Source organism: Paenibacillus illinoisensis NBRC 15959 (genome assembly GCF_004000925.1).
GTDB lineage: Bacteria > Bacillota > Bacilli > Paenibacillales > Paenibacillaceae > Paenibacillus > Paenibacillus illinoisensis.
Map to the genome: position 1 here is coordinate 185204 of NZ_BIME01000008.1, position 19470 is coordinate 204673.

General features: G+C 49.7%; 22 protein-coding genes. 20 read left to right on the forward strand and 2 right to left on the reverse strand.

Annotated features, from left to right (window positions below):
• Positions 1–11: 11 nt before the first annotated feature.
• Positions 12–1385: an MFS transporter gene (locus PIL01S_RS19670; protein ID WP_127538988.1), complete on the reverse strand. Its 1374-nt coding sequence runs from the start codon at positions 1383–1385 to the stop codon at positions 12–14.
• A gap of 191 nt (positions 1386–1576) precedes the next feature.
• Between PIL01S_RS19670 and PIL01S_RS19675 the strand changes: the two genes are divergently transcribed.
• On the forward strand, positions 1577–1882 hold the full coding sequence (locus PIL01S_RS19675) for an ArsR/SmtB family transcription factor (protein ID WP_127538989.1): 306 nt from the start codon (positions 1577–1579) through the stop codon (positions 1880–1882).
• A 608-nt stretch (positions 1883–2490) separates the two neighbouring features.
• On the opposite strand, the gene PIL01S_RS19685 is transcribed toward PIL01S_RS19675, so the two are convergent.
• Positions 2491–3555 (reverse strand): substrate-binding domain-containing protein, encoded by a 1065-nt coding sequence (locus PIL01S_RS19685; protein ID WP_127538990.1) that lies wholly within the window; start codon positions 3553–3555, stop codon positions 2491–2493.
• 259 nt (positions 3556–3814) lie between these two features.
• On the opposite strand from PIL01S_RS19685, the gene modA reads away from it, so the two are divergent.
• The 19 genes from modA (at position 3815) to PIL01S_RS19780 (ending at position 19375) form a co-directional block, all read left to right on the forward strand.
• A complete protein-coding gene (modA, locus tag PIL01S_RS19690) occupies positions 3815–4654 on the forward strand; it encodes a molybdate ABC transporter substrate-binding protein (RefSeq protein WP_127539050.1) in 840 nt (279 codons plus the stop codon).
• Complete coding sequence (modB, locus tag PIL01S_RS19695; protein ID WP_127538991.1) at positions 4651–5334, forward strand: molybdate ABC transporter permease subunit; 684 nt, start codon at positions 4651–4653, stop codon at positions 5332–5334. Before modA ends, modB begins: the two co-directional genes overlap by 4 nt.
• A 248-nt stretch (positions 5335–5582) precedes the next feature.
• Positions 5583–5915 carry a hypothetical protein gene (locus tag PIL01S_RS19700; RefSeq protein ID WP_095291961.1) on the forward strand — a complete coding sequence of 111 codons (333 nt, stop codon included), beginning with the start codon at positions 5583–5585 and terminating at the stop codon, positions 5913–5915.
• 278 nt (positions 5916–6193) lie between these two features.
• Positions 6194–7033, forward strand: a complete 840-nt coding sequence (locus tag PIL01S_RS19705; protein WP_127538992.1) for a transporter substrate-binding domain-containing protein — start codon at positions 6194–6196, stop codon at positions 7031–7033.
• A 24-nt stretch (positions 7034–7057) separates the two neighbouring features.
• A complete protein-coding gene (locus tag PIL01S_RS19710) occupies positions 7058–7801 on the forward strand; it encodes an amino acid ABC transporter permease (protein ID WP_095361342.1) in 744 nt (247 codons plus the stop codon).
• Between the two features lie 4 nt (positions 7802–7805).
• Positions 7806–8516, forward strand: coding sequence for an amino acid ABC transporter permease (locus PIL01S_RS19715; protein WP_127538993.1), 711 nt, complete (start codon positions 7806–7808; stop codon positions 8514–8516).
• Positions 8513–9265 carry an amino acid ABC transporter ATP-binding protein gene (locus tag PIL01S_RS19720; RefSeq protein ID WP_127538994.1) on the forward strand — a complete coding sequence of 251 codons (753 nt, stop codon included), beginning with the start codon at positions 8513–8515 and terminating at the stop codon, positions 9263–9265. Before PIL01S_RS19715 ends, PIL01S_RS19720 begins: the two co-directional genes overlap by 4 nt.
• Positions 9266–9386: 121 nt before the next feature.
• Complete coding sequence (locus PIL01S_RS19725; RefSeq protein WP_095291953.1) at positions 9387–9674, forward strand: nucleoside-diphosphate sugar epimerase; 288 nt, start codon at positions 9387–9389, stop codon at positions 9672–9674.
• A gap of 23 nt (positions 9675–9697) precedes the next feature.
• Complete coding sequence (locus PIL01S_RS19730) at positions 9698–10036, forward strand: restriction endonuclease subunit S (RefSeq protein ID WP_095291951.1); 339 nt, start codon at positions 9698–9700, stop codon at positions 10034–10036.
• Complete coding sequence (locus PIL01S_RS19735) at positions 10033–10332, forward strand: hypothetical protein (RefSeq protein ID WP_095291950.1); 300 nt, start codon at positions 10033–10035, stop codon at positions 10330–10332. Before PIL01S_RS19730 ends, PIL01S_RS19735 begins: the two co-directional genes overlap by 4 nt.
• A gap of 1 nt (position 10333) precedes the next feature.
• On the forward strand, positions 10334–10675 hold the full coding sequence (locus tag PIL01S_RS19740; RefSeq protein ID WP_095291948.1) for a FliH/SctL family protein: 342 nt from the start codon (positions 10334–10336) through the stop codon (positions 10673–10675).
• Between the two features lie 257 nt (positions 10676–10932).
• Positions 10933–12027 carry a CgeB family protein gene (locus tag PIL01S_RS19745; protein WP_246058488.1) on the forward strand — a complete coding sequence of 365 codons (1095 nt, stop codon included), beginning with the start codon at positions 10933–10935 and terminating at the stop codon, positions 12025–12027.
• Positions 12028–12080: 53 nt separating this feature from the next.
• On the forward strand, positions 12081–13220 hold the full coding sequence (locus tag PIL01S_RS19750; protein WP_246058489.1) for a CgeB family protein: 1140 nt from the start codon (positions 12081–12083) through the stop codon (positions 13218–13220).
• Between the two features lie 33 nt (positions 13221–13253).
• On the forward strand, positions 13254–14834 hold the full coding sequence (locus PIL01S_RS19755) for a glycosyltransferase (RefSeq protein ID WP_246058490.1): 1581 nt from the start codon (positions 13254–13256) through the stop codon (positions 14832–14834).
• A 13-nt stretch (positions 14835–14847) separates the two neighbouring features.
• Positions 14848–15939: a non-hydrolyzing UDP-N-acetylglucosamine 2-epimerase gene (wecB, locus tag PIL01S_RS19760; protein WP_095291945.1), complete on the forward strand. Its 1092-nt coding sequence runs from the start codon at positions 14848–14850 to the stop codon at positions 15937–15939.
• Complete coding sequence (locus tag PIL01S_RS19765) at positions 15932–16918, forward strand: polysaccharide biosynthesis protein (protein ID WP_095361348.1); 987 nt, start codon at positions 15932–15934, stop codon at positions 16916–16918. Before wecB ends, PIL01S_RS19765 begins: the two co-directional genes overlap by 8 nt.
• Positions 16915–17742, forward strand: a complete 828-nt coding sequence (locus PIL01S_RS19770; protein WP_127538995.1) for a dTDP-4-dehydrorhamnose reductase family protein — start codon at positions 16915–16917, stop codon at positions 17740–17742. The genes PIL01S_RS19765 and PIL01S_RS19770 overlap by 4 nt, the downstream gene beginning before the upstream one ends.
• A complete protein-coding gene (locus PIL01S_RS19775) occupies positions 17724–18662 on the forward strand; it encodes an NAD-dependent epimerase/dehydratase family protein (protein ID WP_127538996.1) in 939 nt (312 codons plus the stop codon). The genes PIL01S_RS19770 and PIL01S_RS19775 overlap by 19 nt, the downstream gene beginning before the upstream one ends.
• Entirely contained in the window at positions 18659–19375 is a 717-nt protein-coding gene (locus tag PIL01S_RS19780; RefSeq protein WP_127538997.1) for a glycosyltransferase, read from the forward strand. Before PIL01S_RS19775 ends, PIL01S_RS19780 begins: the two co-directional genes overlap by 4 nt.
• The last annotated feature ends 95 nt before the right edge of the window (positions 19376–19470 follow it).

Here is a 19470-nt window from a genome sequence, read left to right on the forward strand (position 1 = left end):
ATGTGGCGGCCTCAGTTTGGTTGTGTAAAACTTCCGCTTTTTCTATAGATGAAAGCAGAAACAACACCAACGACTGCTAACACACATAAGCCCCAGTAAATATTCGTATATGCTGTGGCCAAGGTGAGTTGTTGCTGTTTTTCTAAAGCAATGGCAACTATGGCGACCCCAAAGGCTCCACTGAAAAACTGAAGAAGTTGATATAAACCCATTCCTGAACCTATATACTTCCTGTCTAGTACACGTGAGATTTCGTTGGATAAACAGCTAGAGAGTGCTGTAAATGCCAGACTAAGAATCATATAGGTAATCATTGCTCCTATCCAAGAGTGTCCAATCAATAAAGCGAAGAGAATCGTAGAAATTAACAACAATATAGGTCCATACTTCAAAAAGGTACGATTTCCGTAACGGTCAATTACTCGACCCACTTGGCGTGAAGCGAGGATAGCAAGTAACGAACCAGGAAAAATGATTAATCCCGCATTTCCGGGTGTAAAGTTGAAATTCTGAGTTAAGATCTGAGGCAAGAGAAACAAAGTAGAAAAATTACATATATAACCTGTCATTCCTAGTAAAACGAGTATTAAAAATGGGCGGTTTGCAAACAGCGACGGGAGTACAAATGGCTCCGGGGTTTTACGAATTCGCACAACAAAGAGTGTCAAAGCAACGAGTCCAGCAATCAGCATAATCCCCTTCTGGTTAGTCGTGAACAGAAGTAATGAAGTCGTACCTAAAGCGAGCAATATCCCACCGATCAGATCAAAGGAACCTGCCTGTGGTAACTCTTTTGGAAGCAACGTAAGAAATAATGGAAGCAGCAGCAAGACGAATGAAGTTAGAATAAACAACCAGTGCCATCCCAAATTTTCGACAATTGCTCCGCCGACAACTGGTCCTGCACCAAGTCCTAGTGATACAGCAGACATATTGATGGCCATAGCAGCACCACGACGTTCTATAGGAATATAACGCGTATATAGCACCATAGACAGGGAAATAATACCGCCCGCACCTGCTGCCTGCACAATCCGACATAGAAGCAATACAACAAAGCTATCACTAAAGAATCCGATTAAGCTAGCCAGTCCTAAAGCGACGACTCCAATATTCAGCAGCCGTCTGAGTGGTATGAAATCAGATAAACGACTGAATGTGATCGAAGAAACAGCAAACATTATGGAATATCCAGACACAATCCAGGAAGCTGTGGACGAGGAAATATTGAAATCCGAGATAATATTAGGCAGCGCCAAATTAAACATGGATGTATTCATAAGTGCCAATACAATAGCAATACATATGGCAACAATGGTAAAGCCTTCTCGGGCTAAAAGTGGCTGCTCGGATTGAACTACCGAGGAATTTTTTTCTGAACTCATACGATCTCTCCTTCTGATTGTATTAAATATGTATACATATTATTTTATTGTTCGTAAAATAGCGAACAATTGAAGTATATAACGCAGTATTGTAAAATACAACATGAATTTGTTTTTGGAGATAAGCTTAAAGTGTAGGCTCACATCAGCTAATAATAAATAAGATATAGGAATATAATGGGGGAAATTCTATGAAATCACTACATCATCCTGATCGTAAAGACTTCATGTTACCAGCAGTTCTGCATGCACTCAGTGATCCAATTCGTCTTCACATGGTGGCACAAATGCATAGGAGTGGAGAGCAGGCTTGTAAGAATTTTGATGTTCCCATTGCGAATTCTACAAGGTCACAACACATCCGGACACTTCGGGAATCTGGAATTATTTATACTCGTTTTGAAGGAACCAAACGTTTGTTGTCACTTCGAACAGAAGACCTGAATGAACGCTTCCCTGGCTTAATAGATTCGATACTAAATGTTTATGAAAGTTAATCGAGATAAGCAAAGATTTTAGAACGCGGGCAAAATATGAATGAACCAGACGCATGCAGAAGGAAGATACCCAGCGATTCATTTACAACGCTTCAGTCATTTTTCAATGCGGCGGCTATCCGGTTTTGCAAAAAGACTTTTTAATGGACTATGAATTATCGGATGTGATTTAGAATAGCAGTGCCGTTATACTGGATGCTAGTGCTGGCTCGTTAAACATGGCTGCCCAATGGTTAAGCTTGCACAAATATTGGCAATGATGTTGAAACAACTACGATTTATGATGGTATTGACTTTGATCAATTTGCCTATGAATCTCTACCTGTTCCTTTTGTCTGAAGAGATTGATGTGTATGCGGCAGAACAGGAAAGCGCTATACGTGTAAAGGACGGCAAAATAGAAATATTGGGTCCTGTATATTTAAAGATTCAGAAATTGGTTGAGACGCTCTAATTAGGGTGTTCAGGCTAACGGGAAACGATAGCTCAATAAATCTAAGAAAGCAGCTGATCATGTGATCAGCTGCTTTCTTTAACTAACGGGCTGTACAGTGTTGACGTATGGGAGCATAAGTGTGGGTTTTGGCAAACTTGTACATGAAGTCACATTATATTTCGTACAAAATCTCACCTGTACGGGAAACATCATAGCCTTCGAAGGATTGCAGTTCCTGTCTGAACTCCGAAGATTGAAGAATGCGCAGGACCGAATCGGTCCACATCTCATTGCCCGGTTTCTTTAACATAACCAGATCATAGCGCTCCTGAGTCAGTGGAATGAAATCAACCTGACCGACAAGACGTGCAGCCTTTTCAATGCCAATGCCCACATCCGCTTCACCGGAACTGACTTTGGCGGCAACACCCATATGACTGGTTTCTTCCAGGTTATAACCAATCAGGCGGGAGGAAGGAATCCCGTGCAAACGCAGCTGCTCATCGAGCAGGACACGCGCCCCGGAACCTTTCTCGCGGTTGGCGAGTCGCAGATCAGGCTGATCCAGGTCTACCCAGCCTTGTAAGCCGCGCGGGTTACCGCGCTGTACATACAATCCTGCTGGTCTTGAGAGCAGGTTTACAACGACGTAGGACCAGCCAATCAGAATTTTTCGGATGTAGGGTAAATTATATTCGCCCGTATCTCCATCGAGCAGATGAGTGCTGACCAGGTCAGACTCACCGCGGTACATGGAGATGAGCCCGTCCAGGCTGCCCATGAAAGAACGCAATGGACGAATGTCCCGCGTTTGTTTCTCCATATGGCGCATGAGAATATCCAGGCTCACATCCTGCCCGGTAATGACGACATGCCGCGCTGCATGGGGGGCAGGAGACTCCCCACGTACGATGCGGGATGCTTCGGATACCGGAGGTCTGGCTGGGGCATTGGAATAGTCATCAACAGGTGCAGCCAGAGATTTGCTTGCATCAGCACTATCCATTACTGGCGCTGTTCCCGAGGATTGACTCGAAGCGGATAGCGGCCCGGCTGAGGACTGCAGCTGCTTGGCACGCCGCTTATATGCTTCCAGGTCGGTGGCATCAATCCTCATTTGTTTGCCGACGCGATAAGCGACAAGGTCTCCTTTTTTAATCAGGTCATACACGGTTAGTTTGGATATTTTGAGCAGTTTGGATATTTCTTCGGTCGTATAGGATTGCTCCTCTGTCATGTGTGAAGATCCTCCTTCAGGATGGCAAAAGCATATATGGTTAAGTTCATCAACATCATGTGTAGTTTGCTGAAAGGTTTGAAACAGTCTCTTGTACTATACCATTAACTGCTGGAGTGCAGAAACAAGACCTTTCCATTTGACCGATCTTATGTATAATGAAATATAATTAATTATAACTAGATATAACTAAACATAACGTGTAGAAGGATCAGGGGGAGAAGAATTGAGAAAAAGAATAGGATACATACTGGGGAGCATGTCTCTAGGGATGGCACTTGTATTGGCGGGTTGTGGTGCTGGTGCGGACAGTGCGGATTCATCGACAGCAGTTGAGCCGGTGTCCTCGGCACCTGCGACATCAGGAGATGTCAATTCAGCAGAGAATACAGAGCCGCAGGAAACCGTAGAATTAACCATCTCCGCAGCAGCCAGTCTGACCGATGCGATGAAAGAAATCGAAACAGGCTATGAGCTTGCCCACCCTTCTGTTGAACTCAACTTTAACTTCGGGGCATCGGGGGCACTGCAGCAGCAGATTGAACAGGGTGCACCTGCTGATATCTTTGTATCGGCGGCAACGAAGAACATGAACGCTTTGGTGGACGAGAACCTGATTGCACCCTCTGATCAGAAAAATTTGCTGCAAAACTCCCTTGTTGCCATCGTTCCAGCAGGTAGTGAAAATGCGGTATCGAGCGAGCAGGATCTGACAGCTGATACTGTTAAAACCGTAGCTATCGGAATTCCGGAAAGTGTCCCCGCAGGAACGTATGCGAAGGAAGCACTGACGAATGCCAAGCTGTGGGATCAGCTCGAAAGCAAGCTTGTGCAGGGCAAGGATGTCAGACAGGTTCTGCAGTATGTAGAGACTGGGAACGCAGACGCGGGATTTGTGTACAAAACGGATGCACTGACCTCGGATCAGGTGAAAATTGCATTTGAGGTGGACAAGAACAGATATACACCGGCCAATTATCCTGTAGGCATTATTGAGGGCACGAAACACCGGACAGAAGCAGAACAATTTTACGCGTATTTGCAAACCCCTGAAGTGCTGGATGTTTTTGCGAAATACGGATTCTCTGTTCCGAAATGATTGGTACGGAGATCGACTGGTCAGCGTTCTGGTCACCTGTGCGCCTATCTCTTCAGGTTGCTCTGTTGTCCAGCATCATTGCAGGCGTGCTTGGCATTGCGGTAGCCTGGCAGATGTCACACCGCTCTTTTCGCGGCAAAATTGTGCTGGAAACCGTGTTCATGCTGCCGCTGGTGCTTCCACCGACCGTCGTTGGCTTTCTGCTGCTCGTTTTGCTGGGCCGCAAAAGTCTGCTGGGACAATGGATTGAAGCTATCTTCTCGGCACCGGTCATCTTCTCCTGGTGGGCGGCGGTGATTGCCTCGGTGGTTGTAGCCTTCCCGCTCATTTATCAGACCATGAAGTCCGGTTTCAGCGGTATTGATAAGGATCTGGAGGATGCGGGCAGGTCGATCGGGGCGAATGAGTGGCAGGTGTTTCGCTACATTTCGCTGCCGCTTGCAGGACGTGCATTGATGACTGCTTTTATATTAGGATTCGCTCGTGCACTGGGGGAATTCGGGGCAACACTGATGATCGCTGGAAATATTCCTGGCAAAACCCAAACCGTACCTACAGCTATCTATGTTGCAGTGGATTCCGGTAATCAGACCATGGCATGGGCATGGACCGTTTCCATCATTATCATCTCATTTGTCATGCTGCTTCTAACGAGGCAGCCAAACCAGGAAAAGGCTTGAACGACGCAAGGCAGATACAGTAGGGATTAAATGATGAAGACCCGCACAAGGAATGCTCCTTGGAGCGGGTTTTATGCTGTATGCTCCAATCCGAACGATCTATATGTTAAATAGAAAACTTTTATGCACAAAAAAACCGAAAAAATTTCCAAATTTCGTACTTTCAACCCTCGCCTAAAGCAGCCCTTTTCCTGTAAAATAGAAGTAACTGATTCCAGCCAAGCACTGAAATAAGGAGAGAGACGACAATGAATACTAAACCTGATTGCGGCGTATCGTTGCAAATCGACGATTATCTGGATCTTTTGCATTTTGCCATCCAAATTCAGGATCAGGAATGGCAGCAGTCCCTTATCCACCAGCTCAAAATATTTCAGCCGGCAGCGGAGCAGCAGCGGACACCAGAAGAGGAATTATGGACACGGCTGGATTATATCAACAGTAAGCTGACGGGGCTGTGCAACCAGTTGCATGCAGCACACACCCAGGATGAACGCGACAAATGCAAAGAACGAATTGGCCTCCTGCAATCCCAGCGGCTGGAAGTCGCACGTAAAATTAAATGGGCCAGTCGCAGATAGATAACATCACGAATCGAAGAAGCCTTTTCTCCGCCAGACCGATCGGGGAGGGGCTTTTTTTGATATATGGATTTCATAGGCAATGTCCGGATAGAGAAGTTCTATAACATTATCAGGATGTCCTATTAGCCTTCGTATTGCCTCAGGATAACCCAGGGTGATATTCTTTGATCAACCTAATTCCGACTATACAAGTAAGAATGGTTAGTTAAGAATTTGGAGAAATGGGAGTTTACATTATATTGGCTGTGTAACACAGTCTGTGGAGGAGATCGGGAATGGCTAAAAAATGGGGGATTCATCAATTTCGGACAGCGCTGCTGTTCGTAACTATGCTCGCGGTGCTGGCAGGATGCAGCACAGGCAATGCTTCAAATGAAGCGGAGACCACATCTGCGTCCGGTCAAGATACAGTGAAGAAGATTATCGTAGGTACAGGTACGCAATTTCCGAATGTATGCTTCATTGATGAGAATGGCAAATTGACTGGATACGATGTGGAATTGATTCGTGAGATTGATAAACGGCTGCCCGAGTATGAGTTTGAGTTCAGCACCATGGAGTTCAAAAACCTGCTGCTCAGCCTGGAGACGAAAAAGATTGATCTGATCGCTCACCAGATGGAAGTGAATGAAGAGAGACAGGCGAAGTTCCTGTTTAATGATGAAGCTTATAATATTTTCCCCAACAAAGTGGTCGTGAGTCAGAAAAACCAGGATGTGAATTCCATTGACGATCTGAAAGGGAAAAAACTGATTGTGGGTGCAACGAGCAATGCGGCTGTGCTGGCTGAGAAGTGGAATGCGGACAATGGCAACAGCATTGATATCGTATACTCGGGAGCCGGTGAAGACACGATTACCCAGATCAAATCAGGTCGGGTGGATGCAACAATTAGTACGCAATTCGCCATTGACTATCAGAATAAGGCTGTGGATGCCCAATTAAAAACGGTGGGAGAAGCTTTATCGAATTCCAAAGTATATTTCATCCTCAACAAGGACGAGCAGGAACTCAAAGCCAAAGTGGATGAAGCTCTCAAATCAATCAAGGAAGACGGAACATTAAGCAAGCTGAGCACAGAGTGGCTTGGCGCGGATTATACGGTTGAAGAGTAGCGTGAGAAAGGTGTGCAAGCCGTAATGGGAAAAGCATTCGATATATCCTTGGTTCTGGATTTCATCCCGGAACTGCTAAGGTATCTGCATATAACTCTGATCGTGCTGGGCGGGTCCATTGTGCTTGGTCTGGTAGGCGGTGTGCTGCTGGCAGTTCCTAGACTCTACCGAATTCCGGTACTGAGTCAGCTCGCCACCCTGTATGTATCTTTCATGCGCGGCACACCGATTCTCATCAAGCTGTTTCTGGTCTATTACGGCCTGCCCGAATTGCTTAAGCCAATTGGCATTGACCTGTCCAGAACCGATCCGCTGGTATTTGTCATCGTGACCTATGCACTTAGCGATGCTGCATCCTTTGCGGAGATCTTCCGCGGAGCCGTTCGCAGTGTTGACAAGGGCCAGACCGAAGCGGCTTATGCAGCAGGGATGACTACGTTTCAGTCCTTTCGGCGGATTGTTGTTCCCCAAGCACTTATTGTGGCTTTCCCCAATATGGCGAATACGCTGATCGGTTCGCTTAAGGACACGTCCCTTGCTTTTTCCATCGGTGTCATGGATATGGTGGGCAGAGGGCAGACGCTGATCTCGGCAACGTCACATGCGCTTGAAGTGTATATCAGCTTGTCGGTTGTTTATTATGTCATTGTTATTGTCCTTGAAAAAGGGTTTGCTCTTGCTGAACGCAGACTGCAGCGTCATGAACGCAAAAGCACCATGCCTAAGCCAGCGGTCAGAGCTGAACGACTGAAACGAATAGCGGGGTGAGCATATGTCCATTGATCTCCAGTTTATTTATACGTCTTTTTTCAAAATTCTAACGGCATTGCCACTGACACTCGTGATCACGATTGTGCCGCTGATAGCAGGTTTCGGGATTGGTCTTGCCACTGCGCTGATTCGAATCTATCAGGTGCCATGGATTCACCGGTTGGCCGCCTTCTACGTTTCCTTTCTGCGCGGTACGCCGATGCTAATGCATCTATTTCTGATCTATTACGGTATACCGATGATAATTGATAAACTCTCGGAACGGTACGGATGGGCTTTTCAATCGGCTTCCATACCTATTCTGGTGTTTGTGTTGATTGCCTTCTCCCTGACTGCCGGAGCATATATGTCCGAGATTATCCGTTCGGGTATTCTGGCTGTGGACCGTGGACAGATGGAGGCTGCGCATGCCGTAGGCATGAGTACCTCACAGGCCTTGCGGCGCATCATTCTCCCTCAGGCCATCGGTGCTGTATTGCCCAATCTGTGCAGCATGTTTGTCGGATTTCTCCATGGATCGACCCTGGCCTTCACGGTTTCACAGATGGATATTCTCGGAAAGGCAGATGTCGTTGCATCCGTCAGTTTGAAATTTCTGGAGGCTTTCATTGCAGCGGCAGTGATCTATTGGGGCCTGACAATCATCGCCGAACGGATTACGGCTCTGTTGGAACGTCGGGTTGCCTTGTATAGCAAAGGAGGGGTTTCATGATTACACTAAGCAATATCTACAAGTCTTTTGGCAAGCAGGAAGTGCTGAAAGGCATTGATCTGACGGTAGAACAGGGGGACGTGGTCGCCATTCTTGGACCCAGCGGGTCAGGCAAAACAACATTGCTGCGCTGTGTGAACTTCCTGGAACGTGCGGATGAAGGAAAGGTCCAGATCAGCGGATTGGGCGTGGACTGCAAACATGCGCGCAAACACGATATCGTGCAGATCAGACGGAAAACGGCCATGGTTTTTCAGCATTACAATTTGTTCAAACACAAAACGGTGCTGGATAACGTCACGGAAGGGCTAATAGTGGCACAGAAGATGTCTAAGGCGGATGCCCGTGCACGTGCCCTGCGTGTTCTTGAACAAGTAGGGCTTTCTGCCAAAATCAATGAGTATCCAAGCATGCTGTCTGGCGGACAGCAGCAGCGGGTCGGCATTGCCCGTGCTCTGGCACTGAATCCGGAGGTCATCCTGTTCGATGAACCGACTTCTGCCCTGGATCCAGAGCTGGTCGGAGAGGTATTATCGGTCATTCGTTCGATTGCCCAGGAGGGCATCACCATGATCGTTGTTACCCATGAAATGGGTTTTGCCCGTGAAGTGGCGAATCGGGTTATCTTCATGGATGGGGGGCATGTCGTGGAGCAAGGAACACCTGAGGAAATCTTTTTACGGCCCAAGCAGGAACGAACCCGCCAATTCCTGAGCCGATACTCCTCTGATTGGAGTTATGTCATTTGACGATATAGGCGCAAGCTGGAGTAACTGACGATCCCGGCCCGGCATATGCTGTAGCAGGCAAATGCTGATAGGCCGGGTTTTTCTATGGGTGAAGCAGGCCGTGACGGTAAGGAGGAGGACCATGCAGAGCAAAGTTGATGAAATACTCACACATATTGCACACTCACACCAGCAGCTTGCACGAGTATTGGATGCCAAACGTCAAGTCGCTGTGCGGATGTCTGAAATTATTAATCATTTGCCGGATATCGAACCGGAGCTAGATGGCGTCGAGGGTCTGCTGGATAGCTCTGGACAAATCAACAAAAGCATCATCTCCTATTTGGGGGGCCTTGCGGATCTGGAAGAAGCTGTTGCCGAAACGCTGACCCAGGTCATGCGGGAGATGGCAGGTCAAGAGGAAGAATAAGCCCGGAAGGCGGGTGAGAGAACATGAGCAGAGAACAAAGTCTCATTCTGATGCTGGATGCTGCAGCCAAGATGCAATGGAACATTGCACTGATTTTGGAAGCCAAGGCGATTGAAGCTGAGAAAGTTCGGAATTGGGCGCTGAATCACCTGAACGGTGAAGCATTTCTAACCCACGGTGATCAGGTGGCAGAACCGCTGAAAATGCATGATCAACTGGTTGAAATGCTGGAAGGATTAACCCGGATGGAAACAGGGCTCTGCAACAACTTGAAAGCTGTCATGGTCGATAACAGTGCTGAAGAAGGCGGGATGGACGGAGGCATGTTTGGCGGCATGGATCTTGGAGACATGGGAAAATGAGTCTGCTGCAGCGTGAGCAGGAAGTTAAACTGGCTCTTATTGAATCCATTGCACACAGCCAGCAGGCCCTGGCTCGCATTCTGGACAGTGTAGCCAGCGTAACCGCTCATTCGGAAGTATCTGCCCGCAATCTTGCCGAGAACATTCGTCTGCTGAGCAGGTATCAGGAAGAAATGTCCCGTATGGTTACGGGGATCAGGCTGGCACGAATTCAGCAAGGGGAGCCCGGCTTGCCGTGGCTCAAAGAACCTGAATATGCGGTACGTATCGTTCGGGACATACAGGAGGAATGTTGATATGTTGAGAAAGAAAAAGTTGAAGCTTAGAACGAAAAGAGCTTTGCTTGCACGTGGTGCCCGTCTGCGCAAAATCCGTAAGCTGCGTGCCATCAAAGGCAAACGTGTACTGCACAAACGCACGCTTAAAGGACGTAGTGCGTGGCTCAAAAAAAAGAAACGTTCGGTACGGCGGCACCGGAGTCCGAAGCCGGTACAACCAGTCGTCCCGGCTACCCCTACCGATCCGAACCCGGACAACGCGTACAGTCAGGGCTACAACGAGGCGTACAACGAGGGATTCAACGCGGGTTTCGCCAAGGGTTTCGAGGACGGACATCAGCTGGCGTACAAGGCACAATAACCGAATAGGCCTGATTAGCGGCAGTCGGATTGCTGCAGGTCCAGCACTTATGATCACCCGGGGGGATAGTTCCCTCCGGGTGATTTGCATGGCCGCAGAAGCGGACATGCCCGTACAGGCCAATGTGGAGGGCAGACGCCAATTTTGCGCCTTGCAGGACACCCGTCCATGATGCATCTGACCCCGGGGCATATCCTTTAGAGGGAAGACCAATCTCGAGGAGAAACGGATACGGAATCTCCTGAAAGGAAGACAGGGTGAAGGATGTGGCAAAAAAACGACACCGATCGCTCCCGGAAGCGAAGATAGCTTACCGCAGCGGATATGCTGAAGGCCGCAGATTCGGCGGCTGTCAGGCCATGATGGGGCGAGTTCAGATGTTTGAGCCGACCATGCTGGATATGAAAGTACTGTACATTCCGCAAGGATTTGATGCCATCGATGAAGGTGTCATCTTAGCTCTGCAGCAGTCTGTACGTGAATGTGTTGTCGGGTCGCCGGCAACCATGCTGCAGGATGCAAGTCAGCACAGGCCGGATGTCGTGTTGGTCATGAACGGATTGCACGTATTTCCTGCGGATCACCTGGAGCAGGTAGACGGGATACGGGCCCTCGGTATTCGGACAGCAGTGTGGTTTGTGGATGATCCCTATTTTACCGAAGATACGGCGACCATCTGCAGGCACTACGATGTGGTGTTCACGCATGAAGAAGCTGCGGTTCCATTTTACGGAGGGAACGGAGCGAGTAGAGTCATCTATATGCCACTCGCGGTTAATCCCGGCATGTTCCAGCCTCGTCGCATCGAGCCTCAGCACCAATACGATATTTGTTTTATCGGCACTGGCTTCTGGAACCGGATCGCTCTGTTCGATGAACTGGCCCCTTTTCTGGCAAACAAAAAAGTATTCATTGCCGGCGGCCAGTGGCACCGGCTGACACGGTCGGATGTACTCGGCCCTTTTATCCATGAGGGATGGATCGATCCAAGCTCAACTGTTAATTATTACAACGGCGCCAAGATTGTCATTAATGTTCACCGGACCTGCGAGAATGGCGAGGACAATCGCAATACGCATCATCTGGAAGGCCGATCCATTAATCCAAGAACGTATGAGATCAGTGCCTGCGGCACAATGCAGATTACGGATGCACGAGGTGACTTGCCCCGCTTTTACCAGCCGGGTTATGACATTGAGACGTTTACGACAGCAGCCGAACTGGAGAGCAAAATCAAATATTACCTGAAGCATGAGCAAGAACGGCAGGCCATGGCTTGGCGGGGGCTGTTGACCACGTTGAACCAGCATACGTTTGCCCGCCGAATCGCCCAGCTGCTGGAACATGTGTAGAACAGCAAGCCAGCAATACAGCGAATGTTATTTCAAACAGAAGGAGTGGCGGTATGTCTATCAAACACCGTAAGAAGAGGAATTATCATACGCCAGTGCTCAGCCTGGCTGAGCAGGCCCGCAAAAACGGGCAGCATGCCGGATACGATGCAGGCAAGGAAGAAGGATACCTGCGCGGGCGGGCCAACTATATTGTCAATTGTGCACAGGAACCGCTGCCTTTCCGGCAGATCCACGTCCTGTACGTCTCTTCGGGTAAAGGCTTCCCCTATTCACCGCTGGATGAGGCGATTATGGCCACCCTGCAAGGCATGGTTGCTCAGGTGACTCTGACTGATCCACGGCAGCCGGTTTCCGAGATTGCGCTGCAAAATCGCCCCGATCTGGTGCTTGTCCTGGATGGCATGGATATTCCGCTTGAGCATGTCGATGCGATTCGGCAGGCTGGCATTCCGACCGCAATCTGGCTGACGGATGATCCGTACTACACGGATATGACGATGGAGCGTGTCCACCATTTCGATCATATCTTCACACTGGAGTTAAACTGTGTAGAACTGTACCGCCAGAGCGGATGCGCGTCTGTGCACTACTTGCCGTTTGCGGCATTCACCAATCATTACTTCCCGATTACAACGCCATCCCCTCTGCACCGGGACGTCAGTTTTATCGGATCTGCCTACTGGAACCGGGTCTACTTCTTCAATCCAATCATGGCACAGATCATGTCACACAATACCGTGTTTAATGGCATCTGGTGGGACCGTCTGCCGGACTATGAAGCCTATGGCGAGAAGATTGAGCACGGACGCTGGATGAGTCCACAGGAAACCAATGATGTATATAACGGCACCAAAATCGTCATTAACCTGCACCGTTCCCACGAAGACGATTCCGTCAATAACAACCATCTCAAAATACCGCCAGCATCACCGAATCCAAGAACATTTGAAATCTCGGCTTCCGCAACACTGCAGCTGACAGATGCGCGTGACGACCTGGCACGGTTCTATAAACCGGGCGTGGAGATCGAAACGTATTCTTCTCCCCAAGAGCTGCTCGATAAGGTTGAATACTATCTTACTCACGAGAAGGAGCGTCGTGAAATCGCCCTTCGCGGATTGGAGCGGACCCTCAAGGATCACACGTATGGCAGAAGGATTAACGAATTGCTGACGATCATATTCCCTTAATTTCCGGTCGGGAGGAGGTGTGCACAGACCTGCATGACATTTCATGCAGTGGTCCGTGCAGCCATGGCGACTAAACCGAAACTCATGTTGTTTTCCCATGTATGCAATACCCGGAGTATTACAGGGGCGGAGAAGCTGCTGCTCCATTTTATGCGGGAAATGGGCTCCATCTTCGACTGTGTGCTTGTTGCCCCGCAGGAAGGCAAGCTCGCCGGACTTGCGCGGAGATTCGGCATCCAGGTCAAAATATGCTCTCTGCCGCTGCTTCACGGTGTGTACACACCCTACCAGGGCATTGCCAATGATGCAGAACAGCTTCGCTACACACCAGCTTATCAGGACGTGGTTTCCCTCATCAGGGAAACTTCTCCTGCGCTGGTATTGACGAATACCTGTGTGAATGTGCTGCCTGCCGTTGCAGCCAAATCGCTGCAGATTCCGGTTATTTGGAAGATCACGGAGATTATTCAGATCAATGCTCATACAGACGAGGCCGTGCAGATGATAGACCGGTATTCGGACTGGATTATCGGCATATCTGAGACGGCTGCGGCCCCGTTTAAACATGCGGGCATGAGCGGGAAGCTGTCGGTTCTTCCACCAACCTGGGACCCGGCACTGCCTGCCCCGGACCGCTGGCTTCATTTGCGTGAGCGCAAGCGCAAGGAGCTCGGTTTCAGGAACTCGCATGTCTGTATCGGCTATATCTCTTCTTTTATATATGATGCCAAAGGGCTGAGACCTTTTATTGACATGGCTCTGCAGCTCTGCGAAACCCACTCGAAAGCCAGGTACTGGATCATTGGTGCGCCAGCAGACAAAAAGTACTATGACGAATGCGTAGCACGGGTGAAAAAGTCAGGATATGCCCGCAGATTTACCTTTACGACATTTGAGGAAAATGTCTCTCTTGCCTATACGGCAATGGATATGGTGGTTATTCCGAGCATGGTCAAGGAAGGCTTTGGCATGACTGCGCTGGAGGGTGTGTATTTTGCTAAACCGGTTATTGCTTTTGCCCAGGGCGGCCTGTCGGAGCTGCTGGAAGGGGTGGGCAGCGGCCAATTTCTAGCTCCTCCGGGAGACAGCAATGCACTTGCCGTTTTGGCCACGACCCTTCTGAACGACACGGAGATGGCGTCCGATATTGCCTGGCGAGGCCGGGCAGAAGCGGAACGATTGTACGGAATTGAAACCTACAGAGCTGGCATGCATACGATGGTGACACAGTGGTTGCTGCGGTACCCTGGTTGGTTCCCTTACATTCAGGCACCGAATGGCCCGGTGTATACCTGGGGAGAAGGCGGATTGCGTACCGTACTCGCTCTAGACCCCGGGGCAGTCAGAGCACTTCTGTTCCCGCTGTCGGTTATCCAGGCATTGCCAATCTCTCCACTTCCGCCGATTGCTATAGGCAATCCTGTCCCCGCTGATGTGGTTCAAAAGCTTACAGCCAGCCGAATTGGCAAACGGAAAACAAGAGCAAAAAAGCGAATCCGGAAGGTAACCCATAAAAAGAGAAAGCATCTGTACAGGGCGAAACCAACGGCACGCAAGCGTACGCCTGCCAAGTCAAGGCGCCGGGCGCGCCGGAAAGGTTCCAATACACGATGAAGGCGGGATTACGATGAAGATCATGACGGTGCTGGGCACGAGACCAGAGATTATCCGGCTCAGCCTGATCATTTCCAAGCTGGACCAGTACGCGTCCAAGCATATTCTTGTGCACACGGGACAGAACTTCACGGAAAGTCTCAGCGGTCAGTTTTTCAAGGAAATGGGCCTGCGGGCGCCAGACTACGTGCTTCAGGACGAAGCTGCCTCGCTGGGCCGTCAGCTATCCTCCATGTTTACTCAAATGGAAGATCTGCTGCTTCAGGAAAAGCCGGACAAAGTGCTGCTGCTGGGTGATACCAACAGTGCACTCTGTGCCGTGCTGGCTGAACGCATGGGGATTCCGGTCGTCCATATGGAGGCAGGCAATCGATGCTTCGATCTGGATGTACCTGAAGAGAAAAATCGAAAAGTCATTGATGCCATATCGACCATTAATATGCCTTATACCGAACAAAGCAAGAAGCACCTGGTTAATGAAGGTGTGCCCAGTCGGCGAATTGTGCTCACGGGCAATCCGATCTATGAAGTCATGCGTCATTATGACGCCCAGGTGAACGCCAGCAAAATACTGAAAAAGCTCAAGCTGAAGTCCGGACAGTACTTTTTGGTAACCGCCCACCGGGCAGAAAATGTAGATCATCCGCCTCATCTGCTGGAGATCATGAAAGGACTGAACCAGGTAGCGGAAGAACACGGCCTGCGGGTGATCTGCAGCATCCATCCCCGAACGGCCATCCGTATCGCAGAACATTTGCAGCTGGAGATGAATCCGCTTGTGGAATTCCACGAACCGTTCGGATTTTTTGACTTCGTCATGTTGGAACGTCATGCACGCTGTGCACTGACGGACAGCGGTACCGTTCAGGAAGAATGCTGCATCATGGGTGTACCCACAGTCACCATGCGACGCACAACCGAACGTCCGGAGACGGTGGACTGCGGCAGCAACGTAGTCTCCGGTCTGGATGCAGCCCGCATTGCGGGATGTGTGAAGGTCATGACGGAGATGGCAAGTGACTGGGAATGCCCGCAAGGTTACAAGGCAACAGATGTATCCGGTAAAGTGGTCAAATTTCTGCTTGGAGGGAAAATACATGTTTGAAAATAAACGTATACTCGTGACAGGCGGTACTGGATCATGGGGGTATGAACTCGTGGCCCAACTGCTGCCCCAAAATCCAAAGGAAATTATCGTTTACTCCCGTAATGAATCAAGCCAGGTGGCCATGAGCCGCGAGTTCGAGGATCCTCGTCTTCACTTCCGAATTGGGGATATTCGTGACAAGGAAGCATTAACGGCGGCTTGCCAGCAAGTGGACTATGTATTCCATCTGGCGGCGCTCAAACATGTGCCGGTATGTGAAGATCAGCCTTATGAAGCACTTAAAACCAACGTGATTGGTACCCAGAACGTGATTGAGGCTGCCATCGAAAACCATGTTGAAAAGGTCATTTATATCTCGACTGACAAGGCGGCCAACCCATCCAATTTCTATGGCATGACCAAGGCGATCGGCGAGAAATTAATCGTATATGCGAATTTGCTGCACAGCAATACCCGATTTGTGACTGTACGGGGCGGCAATGTACTTGGCACCAACGGCAGCGTTGTGCATCTCTTCAAGAACCAGATTCGTCAGAAAGGTCAAGTATCCATCACGGATATGAATATGACTCGTTTCTTCCTCACACTGAAGGATGCCATCACATTGCTGTTCAAGGCTTCCGTGGAGAGTGTAGGCGGTGAGATTTTTGTCATGACGATGCCTACGTGCAAAATTGTGGACCTTGCAGAAGTGCTGATAGAGGATTCCGGCGTAGAGAACGTGGCCATTGTGGAACGTGGTACCCGGCCTGGTGAGAAAATTCATGAAATTCTGATGAGTGAATTCGAGAGCATGACAACGGTTGTTTACGACGAACAATATCTGGTCATTCTCCCTACACTCGGCATACCGGGATTGCGTGAGCACTACACGAACTGCCCTCCGGTTTCCTTTAGCAGCTTCAGTTCAGAACATCAGTTGATGACGAAAGAGGAGATTCGCGACATTCTGAAACGCGGAGGATTCCTGTCATGAAGCTCCTGATACTTGGGGGAAACGGAATGGCCGGCCATGTTATGGTCGACTATTTCCGCCGTCAAGGTCTGCACAGTGTCTTCTACACCACGCGGGATGTGTCTGACCCGAACGGTCTGCTGCTGGATGTAAATGACAGCTATATGGTGGATCGTCTGGTGGAGGCTGTGCACCCGGACGTTATCGTTAATGCTGTTGGTGTGCTGAACAGCTTCGCAGATGAAGATAAAATTACCGCTTATCACATTAACGGCTTCCTTCCGCATCGTTTGCGGAGGGTGGCCGACACCATTGGTGCCCGACTAATTCATATCAGCACGGACTGTGTCTTCAGCGGGGACCGTGGTTCCTATACGGAGAATGATGTTACGGATGGGACATCATCCTACGCGATTACCAAGGCACTGGGTGAGGTTCACGATCCAGGGCACCTCACGATCCGCACCTCCATAATTGGGCCGGAAATCCGGAAGGGCGGCATCGGCCTGATGCAATGGTTTATGTCCCGTACAGGTGAAGTGGGTGGATATACGCGTGTGTTCTGGAACGGTGTAACTACACTGGAGCTGGCAAAATGGGTGGATCATTATCTGGCGTCACCTGTCAGTGGCCTGATTCATCTGGCGCATCCTGAACCTGTTAGCAAGCACGATCTGCTGCTTCTTTTCCAGCAGACCTGGAATAAGCAAGATGTGAATATTGTGCCTGATGACAGTCTTGTGCAGGATCGTACCCTCGTTTCCACACGCGAGGATGTGAAGACAGACCTTCCGGATTATTCTACGATGCTGAAGGAGCTGGCATTATGGATGGAGCAGAGCTAACGGGCAAGAAGGTGTTGATTACAGGTGCCTCCGGTTTTACCGGACGGCATGCTGTAGCATATTTTAAAAGCGTCGGTGCTAAGGTTGCCGCCGTGGTGCGGCGAGCAGGCGTGCATTCGTTTGGCGAAGGCGTGACTGTACATGTGTGTGATCTTAATGATAAACAGCAGGTGCGTCATCTGATTGATGAGGTGCAGCCGGATTACGCGCTGCATCTCGCAGGGAAAAACTCAGTCCCTGACTCATGGTCGGACCCGCTGCTTGTACTGGAAACGAATGTGATGGCTGTCCTGTATTTACTGGATGCTCTTCGATGCTGTCCATCAGCACGGACGGTCATCGTGGGATCCCGGTTGAAATACACCGTCGAACCAGGCCGAAAACCAGAGCCTCCTCATCCTTACAGTCTCAGCAAAGCGCTGGAAGAAATGGTGTCATTGTCATGGATGTCCCTGTTTGGGCAGCAGATCATGCTGGCTGAGCCGGGGAATTTGATCGGTGCCGGTCCTTCTACAGGTATCTGTTCGCTGCTCGCACGGCATGTGGTTGCCTGTGAGCAAGAGGGCAAGCGTGAAGCTTTCCGTCTATCCGGGCGGGATAATACACGGGATTTCCTGGATGTACGGGATGCGGTCAGAGCCTATGCCACACTTCTTGTGCATGGAACTACGGGAACTGTCTATCCTGTGGTTTCCGGGACGGAGCGCAGTCTGGGCGAAATCGCGGATACCTTGCTCTCCATGTCAGAAGCAGAAGTGCCTGTCCGGTGGGACGGAGCCTCTTCAGGACCGGATGGGGCTGGCAAGGAGGAGGAGTTGTCGCTGCTGCGTAAACTGGGATGGCAGCCTCAGATTCCATTTGCCCAATCCCTTCAGGATATTCTGAGCGATGTTCGGAAGCAAGGGGGAGGGGCCAGATGAATCCAAAAGTATCCGTTGTCATTCCATTCTACAATTGCCCTTATGTGCAGCAGGCGATTCAAAGTGCGATAAACCAGACGTATACCAACGTGGAGATCATTGTGGTGGACGACGGCTCTACAAGGCATGCGGAGCTTCTCCAGCCCTATCTGTCTCATATCTATGTGCTTGGCAAAAGCAACGGCGGCACAGCCTCGGCTCTTAATCACGGCATTCGTCATGCTTCGGGTGATTATGTGGTCTGGCTAAGCTCGGATGATCTTCTCTATCCGGATAAAATACGTTATCAGGTCGAGTTCATGCAGCGGGAAAATGTGCTTGCCTCACATACCAACTTTCATTACATCAATGAATATTCGGCGGTTACCAAGCTGCATGGCGGAGCAGAACCGATGGCCGACGTTGACTGGCTGCGCCGTTTCGTGGGTGGCAATCCTGTCAATGGTTGTACCGTCATGATTCGCAAGGATCTGTTCGGAGCTGTAGGCCTCTTCGATGAGCTGCTTCCATATACGCATGATCTGGATCTCTGGCTGCGTATCCTGCTGAATGGATATCGTTTTCCATACCTGAATGAACCCCTTACGGCATATCGCTGGCACGGCGGGATGGGGTCGGTGCGTCATGCGGAGACGATTGGCAAGGAAGCCTCCATGGTCTGGTCCAGATATCGTGAACCTTTGCTGCAGCGAATTGCAGCTATGGGTGGTTGAACCGTATGAAGGGATTGAGGGGTTATGGGAGCGAGATACCATAATACCCTCTTTTCTATGTATCCGCTCATGCGTAATTCTTGATCTTTCCCTCA